Below are 17,470 nucleotides of genomic sequence, written 5' to 3' on the forward strand. Positions count from 1 at the left end.
ATCTTCGCTCCTGTTGTGAAAGTGGCATCAAGTTACTTTCTATTTTATAAAGCAACGGAGTGTTTTAAATGGGTGCGATCGCTAAGAATTTATTTGTTGATCCGGTCTTGAGAAATCCGGATGGTCAAGTGGCATTGGATAATGCCAGGCATGCCGGGGATAAGCTGAGGGGACTTCTGGAAAGTTCTTCTTCCTTGAGGGAAATTGTACGAGCCCATCTCTCGGAACAGTTCAGCTTGCTCGGCACGTCTCTTGATGTGGAGAAGTTATATATCAATGCCGGCAACATTCAGGATGGGATCGAGAGCCGGCCGTCGGGTTCGATACTCGATGTGTTTATGCAGTGTCTGGAGCGCGGAGTTGACCTGAATTATATTCAGGGAAATGACTTTGTTTATTTCAGTCCGGGGACGACTGATGCACGATTGAGAGTCGAATCCATCAAGATCACGCAAGTCGAGACCGTTCTGTTGCAGGCTTTGCAGCAATTGGCAAGTTATCAGGCGAATGCACTTCGAGAGTATTGGAACAGCCCGGTTCACAGCCAGTCCGAAGCGTCGACATCTCGAAAGATATCGCTGGAGACGGCGTTTGCCGAAGCCTTGCAGGCCGAGTTGGCCTTGACCCAAGTAGCCGGTTCGCTCCGGGACTACCAGGCGCTGCGCGCCGCCGAGTTGCTGAAGGCCCGGCCACCCGGTGCATTCAAGATCAGTATCCGTTCGACGTCCGGACGTGCGCAGGATCTGGTCTCTGGCTTCGTCATGTCCTATTCCGCCATCGCGTCTTCCGAGATCAAGCTGTCCAGCGACGCTTATGGCTGGTTTCTTTATACGCCGGACAACGGTTTTGAGTATTTCTCCAGCAGTTCCGATCTGCATGCCGCAGTCTGCGGCCGACTGGCCGTGGCGCCTGATGCGATTACGTATCCTGCATTGTCGGTGAGCGTGTCCTCGCACTGTGTGGACAGCCGGCTGAAGGATCAGGAAGCGCAGTTTGCCGCGCGCCTCAGATCCAGTGAACAGCGCGAAGAGGGATTTGTCCGCGAACTGGAAAATATTCAACAGGTTTTTGCGATGCATGCCGATCTGTTCCGGCGGATCAGCGCGTTGCGAATACTGGTTAAGCGCCAGGAGTGGCCAGACTGGGTGAAGTCGGCCAGCGAAACGGTACGCCATACCTACGAAGCTCTCGAGGTTTCGAAAGCGGGATATGAGTTCGAGTATGCCCAAGTATTCAATGGGCTGTTTTCGCTACGTGATTTCGCCGTGAACAGTTTTGCCGGCTGGTGTGAAAGCGCATTGGGCATGCGTCTCGATCCGGATGCGATCAATGTCCACAGTCTGTACCGGATCAGCGTCGGCGGACGCACGATCGAGCAGGAGGATACTCGCACGTTGACCGAGTTTATCGTCATCGGCCTGCATGATCCCGCCAACCGTTCGACCTTGCGTATCGAAGGCGCTCCGGCGGACAGCGGGTTGACCGTCGCCAGACTCGAAGGCTGGCTGTCCAACCGGGATCTGCGCGTGGAGTTCAGCAGGTCCCTGCCCCGCGATACCCCGCAGGCGTTCCGCGAGGCCTACTATAACTACTTGCACAGTCAGGCGGAGTTCGCGCTCTACTTCGCCCGACACTCTGCACGTTTCAATGAAGCCGACGTTGAGTTGATCACGCGCACCTTGCAGGGTGATCCTGCGGTGGAAATTCGCGGAGTAAAACTGAAATACCGGCCTTCGATTTTGCAGAACGTGCTGCTGTTCGTGCCGCGCACAGCGAGGACCCGTTACGCACTGATAAAAATGCCTCACGGCCAGTTTGAATGGGTGAAGTTCGCCGACATCTACCAGTTCATACGCTGGCTGGAATCCATGTTGTCTGATAATCGTGCCTATGCCGAATCGTTGATAGCGCCGGACGAGCTGGTTGCTGCCGGCCAGTTGATGGGGGGCGGGAAAACACCCCTGTACTACATGTATGAACTGGATCCGGTGCCGGGACTCATTGGACTGCATGCCAGTGAGCCATTATTCAGTCATGGTGAAGTGGCGTACGCGAGTGAGGCCGCCCGTGTTCGAGCGTTGGCGCCGGCGGCCTATACATATGCCGGACCGCAGGCGTGGCAAACTTATGCTCGCCTCAGCACTGAACTCCGGGCATTGTCGATGGTGGATTCCCGGGAGAACGGCTATCCGACTTTCGAACAGTTTTCCCGTGATCTGATCAAGGGGCGGATTGAAGAGGTGCTGCTGTCGCGTGGTCAGAAGGTTCAAGTCGATCCTGACAAAATCATGATCCAGACCGACGACTTTCATCTGGATCTGACCACTGTCCTGATCGAGGAGCGCCACTTTGAAGTCCCCGCCACACCTGGCCGAACGATTGATGAAAACCCCAGGTTCTATGTGACCGGTGGTCATCCTTCGATTGAAAAACTGGATATAAGGGATCTTTCGAACTGGTCGAAAACCTTGCGTCCCGGCGACCATTACACCCGGTTTCTGAAAAGCGATTACCTGGATCGCAAGCATCCGGGCTATGAGTTCAAGCGAGCCGTGCATGCCAGAAAAATACGTTGCGAGATGCGATACGACACCTGTCACCAGCATTACTCAGGTCAACTTTCTCTGGAGGTTTTCAGGGGGATTCAACGCCTGCTCGACAACCTCGTGGAGACCGCGGGCAATGAGAATTCTCCGTTTCCGTCGAATAATAAAGAGGGGATCTACAAGTTCTGCTTGCCGAACCGGCGAGTCGTTGAAGGTGTTTATATTTTCCGGATCTCGATTTATGGGAAATTCCATGACTACCTTTACACACCCAATGCGCCGGACAGTTTGGCTGTGCGCTCGATCGACGAGTTTGTCGGTTCCATTCGTTTGCGCTTCGGGCCATTGCGGGATTACTACGCGGCACGGGTGAAGATTGACGATCAGAAGGTGGTGAACGATTACTTCGACAATCTGGTTGCCACCGTCAACGCCGTCGCACCGCCCGAGCCGGAGGGCGCGATGCGGTTGTTGGGCCTGAATATGCTCCATGACGACCGTATCTATCGCGTTCTGAGCGACATCGACGCACAGACCACGAGCCTGAACGAGGTCATTGCCGGCCTGGTGTACGACAACGTGATTTTTGCCGCCAATCTCATCAGTCTGGTAATTCCCCCGGTCGGGGTGGTCGTGACCGCCGTGGAAGTGTTCAAGAGTCTTTACGACGGTGCCAGAGCCTATGAGCTGGGCGATTACTCGACGGCCCTTGGACATGGTAAATCCGCACTGATTGGATTGGTGAGTCTTGGTAAGGCCGCTGCAGCCGGCAAACCGGTCAAGGTCACGTCTGCTCAAAAGACCTTGTTTGACCTGGGCAAGGACGCCCGGACCGTGGTGGGCTGGATGTCTCAGGCCACCGGACAGGAGCTGGGAGAAAATCGCCTGATCGAAGTCATCGAGCAAATGATGGAGGATCATCAAAACCGCAGGAGTCAGACCTCCGTGCGCTGATACACGGATCACGCCGCAAGCGTTTCAGGCTTGTGGCTCGTGCCCCATCCGCCAACTCACGGCCCGCGTCGCCGCTAGCAACCGCTGCGCCGCCGGGCCGTGTTCATCGGCGTGAAACAGCGAGGTCGGGCCGACGATGGTCAACACAGCGGCGACCTGACCAAGGGCGTTGAACACCGGTGCCGACAAGGCATCGACGCCGGGCATCAGCAAGCCGTGAACATGATGCAGACCGCGTTCGCGGATCTGCTCGCACAACGCCGCATAGGTTTTTTCGTCTGTTAGCGGATGGCCGCCGACGGCGATTTCCTGTTCGCGCAATTCATCGGTTTCCCGGTGCGGCAGGTAAGCGCCGAAGACCAGGCCGGTGGAGGAACTGAGCAACGGCAATACCGAGCCCAGTTGCGTCACCACCGTCACCGCGCGCACCGCCGGTTCGATGTGCACCACGGTCGCGCCCTGATTGCCCCACACCGCCAGGAAACAGGTTTCGTTGAGTTCGTCGCGCAACTCGGCCAGCGGCAGGGCAGCGACTTTCAGCACGTCCATACTGTTGAGGGCGGCCAGGCCCACGCGCAGCGCTTCACGGCCGAGGCCGTAGTGGTTGGTGGCGGTGTTCTGTTCGGCGAAACCGCTGGCGATCAACGCCTGCAGATAACGGTGCACCTTGCTCGCCGGCATCTGCACGTGTTCGGCCAGACGCGACAGCGAAGTGGACGGCGACAACTCGGCCAGGGCCTTGAGGATGTCGGTGCCGACTTCGGCGGAGCGGACTTTCTGTTTGCCGTTGCTGTCGCTGGTTTTTTCCATGGTGCTGCCGTGTCCCGGAACGAATGGGCGTCTTTATAGCTTGACGCTCGATAGCGAGCAAATTACGTTATGCGTAATTGAATTACGATAAAAATAACCCCGGCGTGCCAAGACCTCCGATCCAGAGCGTCCGGCCATGCCGACTCCCTGTTCAGGAGGCTCCATGAACCTCGATTCAGCCCTGGCTTACCAGTCCGGTTTCGGCAACGAATTCAGCTCCGAAGCGTTGCCCGGCGCGCTGCCCGTCGGCCAGAACTCCCCGCAGAAAGCCCCGTACGGTCTGTACACCGAACTGTTCTCCGGCACCGCGTTCACCATGACCCGCAGCGAAGCGCGGCGCACCTGGATGTACCGGATCCAGCCGTCGGCCAATCACCCGGCATTCGTCAAGCTGGAGCGGCAACTGGCGGGCGGCCCGTTGGGCGAAGTGACCCCCAATCGCCTGCGCTGGAACCCGCTGGACCTCCCGACCGAGCCGACCGATTTCATCGACGGTCTGGTCAGCATGGCGGCCAATTCCGCCGCCGAAAAACCGGCCGGCATCAGCATTTATCACTACTGCGCCAACCGTTCGATGGAGCGTGTTTTTTTTAATGCCGATGGCGAGCTGCTGCTGGTGCCGCAACTGGGGCGCCTGCGCATCGCCACCGAACTGGGTGTGCTGGAAGTGGCGTCATTGGAAATCGCCGTGCTGCCACGGGGCCTGAAATTCCGTGTCGAACTGCTCGATCCGCAAGCACGCGGTTACGTCGCCGAGAACCATGGCGCTCCGCTGCGCCTGCCGGATCTGGGGCCGATCGGCAGCAACGGCCTGGCCAATCCACGGGACTTCCTGACCCCGGTCGCCGCCTACGAAAACCTGCAACAGCCGACCACCCTGGTGCAGAAATTCCTCGGCCAGTTGTGGGGCACTGAACTCAATCACTCGCCGCTGAACGTGGTCGCCTGGCACGGCAACAACGTGCCATACAAATATGACCTGCGCCGCTTCAACACCATCGGCACCGTCAGTTTCGATCACCCGGATCCGTCGATCTTCACCGTGCTGACCTCGCCGACCAGCGTCCACGGTCTGGCCAACCTCGACTTCGTGATCTTCCCGCCGCGCTGGATGGTGGCCGAGAACACCTTCCGTCCGCCGTGGTTCCACCGCAACCTGATGAACGAATTCATGGGCCTGATCCAGGGCGAGTACGACGCCAAGGCCGAAGGTTTCGTGCCCGGCGGTGCGTCCCTGCATAGCTGCATGAGCGCTCACGGCCCGGACGGCGAGACTTGCACCAAAGCCATCAACGCGGACCTCAAACCGGCCAAGATCGACAACACCATGGCCTTCATGTTCGAGACCAGCCAGGTGCTGCGCCCCAGCCGCTTCGCCCTCGACTGCCCGCAACTGCAATCCACTTACGACGCCTGCTGGGCCACGCTGCCCGCCACGTTCGACCCGACCCGGAGATAACCCATGACTCAGAATTCCATCACCCGCAGCTGGGTCGCCTCGGCCAACGGTCACGCGGATTTTCCGTTGCAGAACCTGCCGCTGGGCGTGTTCAGCAACCACGGTTCGGCACCGCGCGCCGGCGTGGCGCTTGGTGAACACATCTTCGATCTGCAAGTGGCGTTGGAGGCCGGGCTGTTCGACGGCGCCGCGCGCAGTGCTGTCGAAGCCATGCGCGGCGGCCAGTTGAACGCCTTCTTCGAGCTCGGCCGCGACGCCCGCGTTGCCCTGCGCGAGCGTCTGCTGGAACTGTTCAGCGAAGGCAGTACCCATCGCGGCAACATTGAAGCCCAGGGCGCAAAACTGCTGCCGCTGGCTGCCGATTGCCAGCTGCACCTGCCGGCGCGCATCAGCGACTACACCGACTTCTACGTCGGCATCGAACACGCGCAGAACGTCGGCAAACTGTTCCGTCCGGACAACCCGTTGCTGCCGAACTACAAACACGTGCCGATCGGCTACCACGGTCGCGCGTCCACCGTGCGCGCCTCCGGTGCCGACGTGCGCCGTCCGAAAGGCCAGACCCTGCCAGCCGGCGCGACCGAGCCAACCTTCGGCCCGTGCGCGCGTCTGGACTATGAACTGGAACTGGGGATCTGGATCGGTCAGGGCAACGAGATGGGCGAGCCGATCGCCATTGGTGACGCCGCTGAACACATCGTCGGTTTCTGCCTGCTCAACGACTGGTCGGCCCGTGACATCCAGGCCTGGGAATACCAGCCGCTCGGTCCGTTTCTGTCCAAGAGCTTCATCACCAGTGTTTCGCCATGGGTGGTGACTGCCGAAGCGCTGGCGCCATTCCGCACTGCGCAACCGGCGCGTCCGCAAGGTGATCCGCAGCCGCTGCCGTACCTGCTCGACAAACGTGATCAGGAGGGTGGTGGTTTCGACATCGAGCTGGAAGTGCTGCTGCTCACCGAGAAAATGCGCGAACAGAACCTGCCGGCCCATCGCCTGACCCTGAGCAACACCCGCTATATGTACTGGACCGTCGCGCAAATGGTCGCGCACCACAGCGTCAACGGCTGCCAGTTGCAAGCCGGTGACCTGTTCGGTTCGGGCACCTTGTCCGGGCCGGAAACCGGTCAGTTCGGCAGCCTGCTGGAAATCACCGAGGGCGGCAAAAAGCCGATCGAACTGGCGTCCGGCGAAGTGCGCAAATTCCTTGAAGACGGCGACGAAATCATCCTGCGCGCCCGCTGCGCCCGCGAAGGTTTTGCCTCGATCGGCTTCGGCGAATGCCGTGGCACCGTGCTGGCGGCGCGCTGACAGGAGCGGCTCATGGACCTCTACACCTATTACCGTTCCACCTCGTCGTACCGGGTGCGGATCGCGCTGGCCCTCAAGGGCCTCGACTACCAGGCGTTGCCGGTCAACCTGATCGCACCGCCCGGTGGCGAGCATCGGCAACCGGTGTACCTGGCGATCAATCCCCAGGGCCGGGTGCCGGCGCTGCGCACTGACGAAGGCAAGTTGCTGATTCAGTCACCGGCGATCATCGAGTATCTGGAGGAACGTTATCCACAGGTGCCGTTGCTGCCCGAAGACCTTGTTGCCCGCGCCCAGGTGCGCGGCGTTGCGGCGGTGATCGGCTGCGACGTGCATCCGCTGCACAACGTCAGCGTGCTCAATCGCCTGCGCGGTCTGGGGCATGACGAGCCGCAGGTCAACGAGTGGATCGGCCACTGGATCAGTCAGGGGCTGGCGACGGTGGAGCAGTTGATCGGCGACAGCGGCTTCTGTTTCGGCGAGTGGCCGTGCGTGGCGGACGTTTACCTGATTCCGCAGTTGTACGCGGCCGAGCGGTTCAACGTATCGCTGGAGGCGTATCCACGGATTCGTCGGGTGGCCGCATTGGCCGCTGAGCATCCGGCGTTCATTGCAGCGCATCCGGCGAATCAGCCGGACACGCCGAAGTAGCATTTGATGGCTCCCGTGCAGCGCACGGGAGCCATTCCGGTTACCCGCAAAAAATCATAAAAACAAAACAGGTACCTTGCGATGCACAACCAGATTGCCAGCTTCCGGGCGGCACTCGACGCCCGTCCTGTGTCCCGCTTTCAGTGGTTGCTCCTGATGCTTCTCGCCTTGCTGCTGGTTACCGACGGCTATGACGCCCAGGTGCTCGGTTACGTGGTGCCGGCGCTGGCGCAGGACTGGGGCCTGGAAAAATCCGCATTCGGCCCGGTGTTCAGCGCCAACCTGCTGGGGCTGACCCTCGGCTCCCTTGCTGTGACGCCGCTGGCCGACCGCTTCGGCGTTCGACGGATTTTGCTCGCCTGTGTGCTGATCTATGCCAGTCTCACCGTGCTGATGGTGTTCGCCGATTCCCTGAATACCCTGATGATCGCGCGCTTCATCTGCGGCATCGGCATGGGCGGTGCGATGCCCAGCGCCATGGCGTTGATGTCGGAATATTCGCCGCCACGCCTGCGCACGCTGATGGTGACGCTGGCGGCCTGCGGTTTTTCCTTCGGCGGGGCGGCGGGTGGTTTTGTCGCGGCGGGTTTTATCGACCGTTTCGGCTGGCAAGCGGTGTTCCTTGCCGGTGGTGTCACGCCGCTGCTGTTGTTTCCGTTTCTCTGGTGGATGCTGCCGGAATCCTTGCCTCGGCTGCTGCGTGACGCTCCACCGTATGCGCGCCTGCGCAAGGTCACCGCACGGATGCTCCCGGACTGGCACCCGCCCGCCGCATCGGTCGAGCAGAACGAGCGCGAGCAGGGCAGCAAACTCACTGTGGTGGAGTTGTTCCGCAACGGTTACGCCCGCCCGACCTTGCTGATCTGGGCCACGTTTTTCGTCAGCCTGATCCTGCTGTATTTCATGATCAGCTGGCTGCCGTCGCTGCTGCTGGAAAGTGGCCTGAAACTCAACGAAGCGAACCTGGTGACGTCGATGTTTCTGTTCGCCGGCACGCTGGGGGCGATCTGCATGGCGTGGTTCGCCGACCGATTGAAAAGCAAGGTGCGACTGCTGTCCGGCGTGTTGGCCGGCGCGGCGCTGTGCACGATCCTGCTGGGCCTGAATCACGACAACCCGCGCTATCTGGTGGCCTGTGTGTTCGCGGCAGGGTTCTGCATCATCGGCGGGCAACTGACGCTCAATGCGTTCGCCAGCAATTTCTATCCGGCCCACGTGCGCGCCACCGGCACCGGTTGGGCGCTGGGGGTAGGGCGCTTCGGCTCGATTCTCGGGCCGCTGTTCGGCAGCCTGTTGCTGGCAATGCACATTCCGGTGGAGCAGATTTTCTTCTTCTGCGCGATCCCGGCGGTGATTGCGGCGTTGCTGATCATTCAGGTGCGTTCGCCTTCGCAGCTTGCGCAAAATCCAGTGGGAGCGGGCTTGCTCGCGAAGAACGATAACGCGGTTTGACTGATCGACCGTGTCGCCTGATTCGCGAGCAAGCTCGCTCCCACAAGGGATCAGTGGACGACTGAGTTCGGCGGCAGATGCCCCAGCCGTTCCGTCAGGCGAAGTCGCTGAATCGGGTCGTCACTGAGCAATAGCGCGTGCTCCAGATCGAAACGCTCGGCGTTCGGGCAATCGAGGCGCTGGTACAGACTGGCCCGGGCCAGATAGTCGGCGGCGCTGGCGTTACCCAGTTCGAGCACGCGCTCGGCATCGATCAACGCGGCGATGAAGTCGTCGTGGGTCAGGTGCAACTGGCGCAGGTTGCGTGACAGGCGCTGAAGCATCTGCACCGGTTCGGCAGTCAGCAGATGGTCGGCGCTGAGTTTCATCTGGTGGCCGTACTGGCGGTGCAGCAGTTCGCGGCAGTCGTTTGGATACAGACGTCGTCCGCCGCACGGATCGAGCAGGTGATCGGCCCCGGGCACCTTGAGCAGGAAATGCCCGGGGAAGTTCACCCCGACCAGCGGAATCTCCAGGCCACGGGCCAGTTCCAGAGCGATCAGTGCCAGCGCCAGCGGCTGGCCGCGTTTGGTCTGCATGACTTTGTGCACCATTGCGGCCTGTGGGCGCAGCGGTATGAAATCATCTTGCGCGAAGCCCAGATCGGTCATCCGCCGCAACAACGGTTGCGCCAGCTCGCTGACCGGCAGCAACGGCAATCCATAGCTGACCCGCTGTTGCAGCTCCTTGAAGTCCTGCAGCAGTGCTTCGGGATCGACTTGTTTGTCGTGTTCGGCGGCCATCCACAACGCAGCTTCGAACAGCGCGGGCGGTGAACGGTGCAGACATTCGAAAAAACGTTGGCGCGGACTCATCTCAATCTCCGGGGCATGCCTCGTTTTAGCCCCGTCTTTGCCATTCGTCCAGTGCCGGGCCGCTCTGCCATCGGGTTATGCCACAAGCCTCCGATCAGTGGCGGCGCTTATTCCGGCGCGCTTCAGCAATTTTCAGGCGCAAGCCTATACTGGCGTCTACCAGAAGTGATTCGGGAGCCTGCCGATGTTCGCTCTCATGCAAAGCACTCGCCTGGAATCGCTGCACCTTAGCGTTGATCCGGTGTCCGGATTGAAGGCGGTCATTGCCATTCATAACAGTCGCCTCGGGCCTGCCCTGGGCGGGTGTCGTTATCTTGCCTACCCGAACGACGAATCCGCAGTCGAGGACGCCATACGCCTGGCCCAGGGCATGAGCTACAAGGCTGCGCTGGCCGGGCTCGCTCAGGGTGGCGGGGTGGCCGTGATCGTGCGGCCGGCCCATGTGGAAAACCGCGCTGCATTGTTCGAAGCCTTCGGACGTTGCATCGATCAGCTCGACGGGCGCTACATCACCGCCATCGACAGCGGCACTTCGGTGGCGGACATGGATTGCATCGCCCAGCAGACCCAGCATGTCACCAGCACCACCTCCGCCGGCGACCCGGCGCCGCATGCGGCGATGGGCGTGTTCACCGGAATTCGCGCCACGGCCATGGCGCGGCTGGGCAGCGACAACCTAGAAGGCTTGCGCGTGGCGATTCAGGGGCTGGGTAATGTCGGGTTTGCGCTCGCCGAGCAGCTGCACGCAGCGGGGGCCGAACTGCTGGTCAGCGACATCGACCACGGCAAGGTGCAACTGGCGATGGAGCAGCTCAACGCTCATCCGATTGCCAACGACGCTTTGCTCAGTACGCCGTGCGACATCCTCGCGCCGTGCGGCCTCGGCGGGGTGCTCAACAGCCACACGGTCACCCAGTTGCGCTGCTCGGCGGTGGCGGGCTCGGCCAACAATCAGCTGACGCACCTGGACGTCGCCGATCAACTGGAGCGGCGGGGCATCCTGTATGCGCCGGATTACGTGATCAATGCCGGCGGGCTGATCTACGTTTCCCTCAAGCATCGCGGCGAAGAACTGACGACCATCACCGCGCACCTGTCGAAGATCAGTTCGCGCCTGACCGAAGTCTTCGCCCACGCCCAGGCGGAAAAACGTTCACCCGCGCGGGTGGCGGACGAGCTGGCGGAAAAGGTGTTGTACCGCTGAGGTTTGTCCGGACATGAAAAAGCCCCTGAGTCTTTCAACTCAGGGGCTATTCAATTCAGAGGCTTCGATTCAGATGCCGATTACTTCGCAGCCTTCGCCGCTTTTGCAGGTTTGGCTGGCGCTTCTGCCGGTTCGGCCACTTCGGCCGTTTCGGTCGCCACAACCGGTGCCGCCGGTGCGTTGATCAGCTCCGACAGGGCATCAGGTTGGCTCTTGAACGCCCGGGCGAACACATCGCGGTTCTTCGCCATGAAGATCCCGACTTCTTCCACTTGCTGCTCGCTCAACGAAGGAACGGCTTTTTCCAGCACTTCGGCCAACAGTTCGGCCAGTTCGAGCATTTTGTCATGACGGTCAGCTTCGGCTTTATCCATGAACAAGCGCTCCAGATCTCGGCTGCTGCGGTATACCACTTCGACGGCCATTCACCACCTCACATGCCTTCACATTAAGTTGTCTTTGCGACTACTGTATCTATATACAGCGAAAAGGATAAGCGAATCCCTGCGCTTTGGGTAGTGGCTTTTCAATGTAGACCGGATTCGGATTTTGTCAGCCCGACGCCTGCGCACAGGTGCGACCAAACGCCACGGCGCAGGTTTCGCGGCGGCTCGCCATGATGGCGTGGCCTCTTTTCTGCATGCATCTGCGTACGTGCGCAATAACCGTCACGTCCAGCAAGCAACATCCGCTCGAACCGGGCTAAGGAACCTTCATCGTGAAAATCAACTGGGCCGAGAAACTGCGGCAAAACGTGCATCAACTGGCCGAGTCCCTGGGCAACCTGTTCGTCGAGACCTTCCACTATCTGGCGCTGTTCGCCATTGGTGCGGTAACCGCATGGGCGGCGGTGATGGAGTTTCTCGGAATGCTCGAGGAAGGGCACATCAAGATCGATGACATTCTGTTGCTGTTCATCTATCTGGAACTGGGGGCGATGGTCGGGATTTACTTCAAGACCAACCACATGCCGGTGCGCTTCCTGATCTACGTGGCGATCACGGCACTGACGCGCCTGCTGATCTCCAACGTCTCGCACCACAATCCGCCGGACATGGGGATCATTTACCTGTGCGGCGGGATTCTGCTGCTGGCGTTCTCGATCCTGGTGGTGCGTTACGCCTCGTCGCAATTCCCTTCGGTGAAAATCGAGAATCCGCACCGCAAGATCGGCACGGGTTCCAGTGAACATCCGGAAGTGGAGAAGGGCGAACTCTAAAGGCCGGCCGTTGGCCGGGGCTGATGTTTGGCCTGACGCGGTGGCGGAGCGATTCCGTCGCCGCGTGTCATGGCGTCGAGTACCGCCATGGCGCTGTGGCCCTGTTCGATGGCAATGCCGAACTGAATGCTTTGCACCAGGCGTTTGAGGCGCTTGGGGTCATTGCGCTGTTCGGCGCTGATCATCCGCTTGGCGACGATCCGTCCGCTTTTGGAGAGGGTCAGCATGATGCTGCCGTCGAGGCCCTGAATGCTCAGATTGATCTGATAGTCCGGCGCGAAGGCATCGGTAATGATCTGAAAAGGATTGTCCATGATGCGTCACCGCCTGATTGAACGTGCAGTTGTTGACCGGCCTTGATCGGGTTGGTTCGCCAAACCTGACCATCGGCCTTTCCGTGGTCCTGTCTCCTTCAGTGATGTAGCAAGGGACATGCCGGGAATATTGTCGAACAATGAAACCGGCCAAAAAGAAGGCGAGCCCCTGGCTCGCCTTCTTCGTTTGCGGCCCGTTTCAGGGCAGAACCGAGTAGATGATCGCAGACAGTGCAATCAGGCCGATCAACACAACGAACACGTTGGACGCCTGGCCCGAATACTGGCGCAAAGCTGGCACGCGGCGGATGGCGTACATCGGCATCAGGAACAGCAGGCAGGCAATCACCGGCCCACCGAGGGTTTCGATCATGCCGAGGATGCTCGGGTTGAAGGTCGCCACGGCCCAGCAACTGAGGATCATGAACAGTGCGGTCGCACGGTTCAGCCAGCTCGCCGACATCACCCGGCCACGACTGCGCAGGCTTTTGACGATCATGCCCTGGAAGCCTTCGCTGGCGCCGATGTAATGGCCGAGGAAGGACTTGGTGATCGCCACCAACGCAATCAGCGGCGCAGCGTAAGCGATGACCGGGGTCTGGAAGTGGTTGGCCAGGTACGACAGGATCGAGATGTTCTGCGCCTTGGCCGCTGCCAGATCCGCCGGCGACAGCGCCAGCACGCAGCTGAAGCAGAAGAACATCACCGTCACCACCATCATGCCGTGAGCCATGGCGAGGATGCCGCTGCTCTTGCGTTCGGACTGCTCGCCGTAGCGCTGTTTCTGCTCGACGGCGAACGCGGAAATGATCGGCGAATGGTTGAACGAGAACACCATCACCGGGATCGCCAGCCACAGGGTCTTGAGGAACACCGACAGTTCCATCGGTTCTTGAGCACTGGCGAAGAACGCGCCGTTCCAGTTCGGAATCAGGCTGATGCCGAGCAACAGCAGCGCGGCGACGAACGGATAGACCAGCACGCTCATGGCTTTGACGATCACGCTCTGACCGCAGCGGACGATGGCCATCAGACCGAGGATCAACGCCAGCGACAGTACCGCTCGCGGTGGCGGGGCGATGTGCAATTGATGTTCGAGGAAGCTGCTGAGGGTGTTGGTCAGCGCCACGCTGTACACCAGCAGGATCGGGAAGATCGCGAAGAAATACAGCAGCGTGATCAGTTTGCCGGCGCCGATGCCGAAGTGTTCTTCCACCACTTCGGTGATGTCACCGGAGCGGCCCGACAGCACGAAGCGGGTCAGGCCCCGGTGCGCGAAGAAGGTCATCGGGAACGCCAGCAACGCCAGGATCAGCAACGGCCAGAAGCCGCCGACACCGGCGTTGATCGGCAGAAACAAGGTGCCGGCACCGATGGCGGTGCCGTACAGGCCGAGCATCCAGGTGGTGTCGAATTTGCTCCAGCCCTTGTGGGCGGTTTCGGTATTGCGTGTGCGGTCTACAGCGGGATTTTCGGCAGCGGGTGTGCGTACATCGGTCATCGTTTTTGCCTCGTTATTATTCTTGCTCGGGCTCACGTGTTACGGGCGGTCAGGGAGTGCTCCTCAGCACTCCACCCAGCTCACGGCCAGGCCGCCCCGTGAAGTCTCTTTGTATTTGTCATGCATGTCGGCGCCGGTATCGCGCATGGTGCGGATCACCCGGTCGAGAGAAATGAAGTGTTTGCCGTCGCCGCGCAGGGCCATTTGTGTAGCGTTGATCGCCTTCACCGCAGCGATGGCATTGCGCTCGATGCACGGCACTTGCACGAGGCCGCCGACCGGGTCGCAGGTCAGACCGAGGTTGTGTTCCAGGCCGATTTCGGCGGCGTTTTCCAGTTGCTCCGGAGTAGCGCCGAGCACATCGGCCAGACCCGCAGCGGCCATGGCACATGCAGAGCCGACTTCGCCCTGACAGCCGACTTCGGCGCCGGAGATCGAAGCGTTTTTCTTGCACAGGATGCCGACCGCTGCCGCGCCCAGAAAGAACGCGACCACGTCGTCGTCCGACGCGTCCGGATTGAATTTCATGTAGTAGTGCAGAACGGCCGGGATGATCCCGGCAGCGCCATTGGTCGGCGCGGTGACCATGCGCCCGCCGGCGGCGTTCTCTTCGTTGACGGCGAGGGCGAACAGGTTGACCCACTCCATCGCTGACAGGGTCGAACTGATGACGTTCGGCTTGCCGATTTCCAGCAGGCTGCGGTGCAATTTCGCCGCACGACGCGGCACATTCAGACCGCCGGGCAGGATGCCCTCGTGGCGCAAGCCTTGCTCGACGCATTCGCGCATCACCGACCAGATGTGCAGCAGGCCCTGGCGGATCTCGGCGTCGCTGCGCCAGGCCCGTTCGTTGGCCATCATCAGTTCGGACACCCGCAGGTTGTGCTGCTTGCACAGCGCCAGCAGTTCGACGGCGCTGGAGAATTCGTAAGGCAACTCGACGTCGCCGGCCGGCGCTACACCGGATTCGGCTTCGGCCGCTTCGATGATGAAACCGCCGCCGACCGAGTAGTACGTCTGCTCGAACAATTGGCCGGATGCACCGAAGGCTGTCAGCGACATGGCGTTGGGGTGGTAGGGCAGACTCTCGTCCATCAGCAGGAGATCGTGCTGCCAGTTGAAGGTGATCGAGCGTTTACCGGCCAGAGACAGTTGGCCGGTCTCGCGCACTTGCTGGATGCGCGGCTCGATGGTCGACGGATCGATGCTGTCCGGCCATTCGCCCATCAAGCCCATGACCGTTGCGCGGTCGGTGGCATGGCCGACGCCGGTGGCCGAAAGCGAGCCATATAAGCGGATTTCCACCCGCTGCACATCGTTCAGCAAATGCTGGTCGATCAGGGCCTGGGCGAAGGTCGCGGCGGCGCGCATCGGGCCGACGGTGTGGGAACTGGACGGACCGATGCCGACTTTGAATAGATCGAAAACACTGATAGCCATGCTAAACCCTTACAAGCAATGGAGTAGGAATCGCTGCCATTTTTTGTAGGACAAGCGCAATGTCGGCGATACTGCCTACCTCGCTTCAACGTGACTAACGAAACTTCCTAAGTAAGCCTTTAGCAGGACTAAACCATGAGTCGTCAATTGCATGCCCAGACTTACGTCTGGCTACAGGTGTTTTCCTGTGCCGCGCGGCACCTGTCATTCACCCGCTGTGCCGAGGAACTGCACATCACGCCGGGGGCTGTGAGTCAGCAAATCCGACAGCTGGAAGAGCGACTGGGGTTTCGCCTGTTTCATCGCCGTGCGCGGGGCGTGGAGTTGAGCGCGGAAGGGCAGCGACTGGCGATCACGGTCAACGAGGCTTACGGCAGCATCGACGCGGAATTGCGTCGCCTCGACGCGGGGATGATCAGCGGGATTCTGCGAGTGCGCTCGATTCCGTCGTTCCTCAGCAAATGGCTGACCCCGCGCTTGCCACGCCTGCAACAGCGTTACCCGGACATCCAGTTGCGGCTGGTGGCCGAGGACAGCAGCGTGCCGTTGCATGAAGGGGATTTCGACCTGGCCATCGACCTGAACGACGGCAGCTATCCGGGATTGTTATCCACAGCCTTGCTCGATGAGCAGATTTTTCCGGTGTGCGCACCGGGCCTGTTGCGCGGACGGCCGCCGCTGCACGGGCCGGCGGATCTGGTGCATTTTCCGCTGCTGCACGACATCACCGCCTGGCGCGGCAGCTATGAATACGCGGAGTGGGAGTTTTATCTCAATGCCATCGGTTTCGAGGGCGCGGATGTGCGGCGCGGGCACACGTTCAATCGCAACCACCTGACCATCGAAGCGGCGATTGCCGGCATGGGCGTGGCGATTGCCCGGCGCACGCTGCTCAACGACGAGCTGGAGCGGGGGACGTTGATCGTGCCGTTCGGGATTTCGGTGCCCAATCACAAGCGCTATGTATTGCTTTATGCGCCGGGGGCCCTGAGCCATCCGGGCGTGCGGGCGGTGCATGACTGGCTGGTGGAAGAGGCGGGGATTTTTCGCAGCCTGCACCCGTTGGGTGATGGCCAATTGTGAGCAGATTTTTCGGGGTGGTGGGGCGACCCAACTCCCGACCTTACCAGCGCTTTACTCGGTTGTCCGGCTTTTTTTGCGAATGAATATTTATCTTTTTTAAGGGGTTGAAATGTTCGTCCGGCGGGCCGATTGTTGTAATCAAGAGGTCACGAAATCCTGTTCCAGGCCTCTTGCGAGCTAGCTGAAATAAGGGATGAACTATGCAAATCCAAGTCAACAGCGACAACCATATTCAAAGCAGCAAACGACTGGAGGAGTGGGTACGAACCACAATTGAGAGCACGCTCGACCGTTATGAGGAAGACCTGACCCGTGTCGAAGTCCATCTGAGCGACGAGAACGGTGACAAACCAGGTCCTCATGATTTGCGCTGCCAACTGGAAGCGCGGCCAAAAGGCCATCAACCGATTTCCGTCACCCACAAAGCCGATTCGCTGGAACAGGCGATCGATGGTGCAGCCGAAAAACTGGAGCACGCGCTGGAGCACCTGTTTGGCAAACTGCGCGGCAAACCGCGAGCCGCAGTGGTGCCATTCACAAGCAAAGCCAATGACAAGCTGTTGGCGGAAGAGTTTGACGAGAACGAACAGGCAGCGATCAACAGTTGATACGCTGATTTTCCAAGCCACCCAAAGAGAAAGGGCCTGCAATTGCAGGCCCTTTCTGTTTTCAGCA

General features: G+C 60.3%; 14 protein-coding genes and 1 pseudogene. 9 read left to right on the forward strand and 6 right to left on the reverse strand.

The window, feature by feature from the left end; translation table 11 throughout:
• Nucleotides 1-68: 68 nt before the first annotated feature.
• On the forward strand, nt 69-3,500 hold the full coding sequence (locus CAG25_RS10780; protein WP_143492895.1) for a dermonecrotic toxin domain-containing protein: 3,432 nt from the start codon (nt 69-71) through the stop codon (nt 3,498-3,500).
• 24 nt (nt 3,501-3,524) lie between these two features.
• Here the strand turns inward: CAG25_RS10780 and CAG25_RS10785 are convergent, their stop codons facing one another.
• Nucleotides 3,525-4,310, reverse strand: coding sequence for an IclR family transcriptional regulator (locus CAG25_RS10785; RefSeq protein ID WP_085611374.1), 786 nt, complete (start codon nt 4,308-4,310; stop codon nt 3,525-3,527).
• 163 nt (nt 4,311-4,473) lie between these two features.
• Here CAG25_RS10785 and hmgA point away from each other — a divergent pair, with 163 nt between their 5' ends.
• From hmgA to CAG25_RS10805, 4 genes are all read left to right on the forward strand, one after another.
• Nucleotides 4,474-5,769: a homogentisate 1,2-dioxygenase gene (gene hmgA, locus CAG25_RS10790; RefSeq protein WP_085611375.1), complete on the forward strand. Its 1,296-nt coding sequence runs from the start codon at nt 4,474-4,476 to the stop codon at nt 5,767-5,769.
• A gap of 3 nt (nt 5,770-5,772) precedes the next feature.
• Nucleotides 5,773-7,077 (forward strand): fumarylacetoacetase, encoded by a 1,305-nt coding sequence (fahA, locus tag CAG25_RS10795; RefSeq protein ID WP_085611376.1) that lies wholly within the window; start codon nt 5,773-5,775, stop codon nt 7,075-7,077.
• Between the two features lie 12 nt (nt 7,078-7,089).
• Nucleotides 7,090-7,728 (forward strand): maleylacetoacetate isomerase, encoded by a 639-nt coding sequence (gene maiA / locus CAG25_RS10800; RefSeq protein WP_064593466.1) that lies wholly within the window; start codon nt 7,090-7,092, stop codon nt 7,726-7,728.
• Between the two features lie 81 nt (nt 7,729-7,809).
• Nucleotides 7,810-9,180 (forward strand): aromatic acid/H+ symport family MFS transporter, encoded by a 1,371-nt coding sequence (locus tag CAG25_RS10805; protein WP_085611377.1) that lies wholly within the window; start codon nt 7,810-7,812, stop codon nt 9,178-9,180.
• A gap of 50 nt (nt 9,181-9,230) precedes the next feature.
• Here CAG25_RS10805 and CAG25_RS10810 read toward each other — a convergent pair whose 3' ends face one another.
• On the reverse strand, nt 9,231-10,034 hold the full coding sequence (locus tag CAG25_RS10810; RefSeq protein ID WP_085611378.1) for a SirB1 family protein: 804 nt from the start codon (nt 10,032-10,034) through the stop codon (nt 9,231-9,233).
• Nucleotides 10,035-10,218: 184 nt separating this feature from the next.
• Here CAG25_RS10810 and CAG25_RS10815 point away from each other — a divergent pair, with 184 nt between their 5' ends.
• Nucleotides 10,219-11,238: a Glu/Leu/Phe/Val dehydrogenase dimerization domain-containing protein gene (locus CAG25_RS10815; protein ID WP_085611379.1), complete on the forward strand. Its 1,020-nt coding sequence runs from the start codon at nt 10,219-10,221 to the stop codon at nt 11,236-11,238.
• A 167-nt stretch (nt 11,239-11,405) separates the two neighbouring features.
• On the opposite strand, the pseudogene CAG25_RS10820 reads toward CAG25_RS10815, so the two are convergent.
• Nucleotides 11,406-11,663, reverse strand: a pseudogene (locus CAG25_RS10820) (YebG family protein); the annotation flags it as partial.
• A gap of 293 nt (nt 11,664-11,956) precedes the next feature.
• Here CAG25_RS10820 and CAG25_RS10825 point away from each other — a divergent pair.
• The gene (locus CAG25_RS10825) at nt 11,957-12,457 is read left to right on the forward strand and encodes a phosphate-starvation-inducible protein PsiE (RefSeq protein ID WP_007957255.1); all 501 of its coding nucleotides are present in this window, start codon (nt 11,957-11,959) and stop codon (nt 12,455-12,457) included.
• On the opposite strand, the gene CAG25_RS10830 is transcribed toward CAG25_RS10825, so the two are convergent.
• The 3 genes from CAG25_RS10830 to CAG25_RS10840 form a co-directional block, all read right to left on the reverse strand.
• Nucleotides 12,454-12,771: a DUF3509 domain-containing protein gene (locus CAG25_RS10830; protein WP_085611380.1), complete on the reverse strand. Its 318-nt coding sequence runs from the start codon at nt 12,769-12,771 to the stop codon at nt 12,454-12,456. The two genes, CAG25_RS10825 and CAG25_RS10830, sit on opposite strands and share 4 nt — an antisense overlap.
• A 199-nt stretch (nt 12,772-12,970) precedes the next feature.
• Nucleotides 12,971-14,272: an HAAAP family serine/threonine permease gene (locus CAG25_RS10835; RefSeq protein ID WP_085611381.1), complete on the reverse strand. Its 1,302-nt coding sequence runs from the start codon at nt 14,270-14,272 to the stop codon at nt 12,971-12,973.
• Between the two features lie 63 nt (nt 14,273-14,335).
• Complete coding sequence (locus CAG25_RS10840) at nt 14,336-15,712, reverse strand: L-serine ammonia-lyase (RefSeq protein ID WP_085611382.1); 1,377 nt, start codon at nt 15,710-15,712, stop codon at nt 14,336-14,338.
• A 135-nt stretch (nt 15,713-15,847) separates the two neighbouring features.
• Here CAG25_RS10840 and CAG25_RS10845 point away from each other — a divergent pair, with 135 nt between their 5' ends.
• Together CAG25_RS10845 and CAG25_RS10850 are read left to right on the forward strand one after the other, a co-directional pair.
• Nucleotides 15,848-16,795: a LysR substrate-binding domain-containing protein gene (locus CAG25_RS10845; protein ID WP_011332523.1), complete on the forward strand. Its 948-nt coding sequence runs from the start codon at nt 15,848-15,850 to the stop codon at nt 16,793-16,795.
• A 200-nt stretch (nt 16,796-16,995) separates the two neighbouring features.
• On the forward strand, nt 16,996-17,403 hold the full coding sequence (locus CAG25_RS10850; protein ID WP_011332524.1) for an HPF/RaiA family ribosome-associated protein: 408 nt from the start codon (nt 16,996-16,998) through the stop codon (nt 17,401-17,403).
• Nucleotides 17,404-17,470 lie beyond the last annotated feature (67 nt).

It is taken from the genome of Pseudomonas sp. B16(2017) (genome assembly GCF_002113205.1).
In the GTDB taxonomy this organism is placed as follows: Bacteria; Pseudomonadota; Gammaproteobacteria; order Pseudomonadales; family Pseudomonadaceae; genus Aquipseudomonas; species Aquipseudomonas pharyngis.

Coding starts and splice junctions, on each gene's coding strand:
- CAG25_RS10780 (WP_143492895.1), top strand. CDS start 69: ATGGGTGCGATCGCTAAGAATTTATTTGTTGATCCGGTCTTGAGAAAT.
- CAG25_RS10785 (WP_085611374.1), bottom strand. CDS start 4,310: ATGGAAAAAACCAGCGACAGCAACGGCAAACAGAAAGTCCGCTCCGCC.
- hmgA (WP_085611375.1), top strand. CDS start 4,474: ATGAACCTCGATTCAGCCCTGGCTTACCAGTCCGGTTTCGGCAACGAA.
- fahA (WP_085611376.1), top strand. CDS start 5,773: ATGACTCAGAATTCCATCACCCGCAGCTGGGTCGCCTCGGCCAACGGT.
- maiA (WP_064593466.1), top strand. CDS start 7,090: ATGGACCTCTACACCTATTACCGTTCCACCTCGTCGTACCGGGTGCGG.
- CAG25_RS10805 (WP_085611377.1), top strand. CDS start 7,810: ATGCACAACCAGATTGCCAGCTTCCGGGCGGCACTCGACGCCCGTCCT.
- CAG25_RS10810 (WP_085611378.1), bottom strand. CDS start 10,034: ATGAGTCCGCGCCAACGTTTTTTCGAATGTCTGCACCGTTCACCGCCC.
- CAG25_RS10815 (WP_085611379.1), top strand. CDS start 10,219: ATGTTCGCTCTCATGCAAAGCACTCGCCTGGAATCGCTGCACCTTAGC.
- CAG25_RS10830 (WP_085611380.1), bottom strand. CDS start 12,771: ATGGACAATCCTTTTCAGATCATTACCGATGCCTTCGCGCCGGACTAT.
- CAG25_RS10835 (WP_085611381.1), bottom strand. CDS start 14,272: ATGACCGATGTACGCACACCCGCTGCCGAAAATCCCGCTGTAGACCGC.
- CAG25_RS10840 (WP_085611382.1), bottom strand. CDS start 15,712: ATGGCTATCAGTGTTTTCGATCTATTCAAAGTCGGCATCGGTCCGTCC.
- CAG25_RS10845 (WP_011332523.1), top strand. CDS start 15,848: ATGAGTCGTCAATTGCATGCCCAGACTTACGTCTGGCTACAGGTGTTT.
- CAG25_RS10850 (WP_011332524.1), top strand. CDS start 16,996: ATGCAAATCCAAGTCAACAGCGACAACCATATTCAAAGCAGCAAACGA.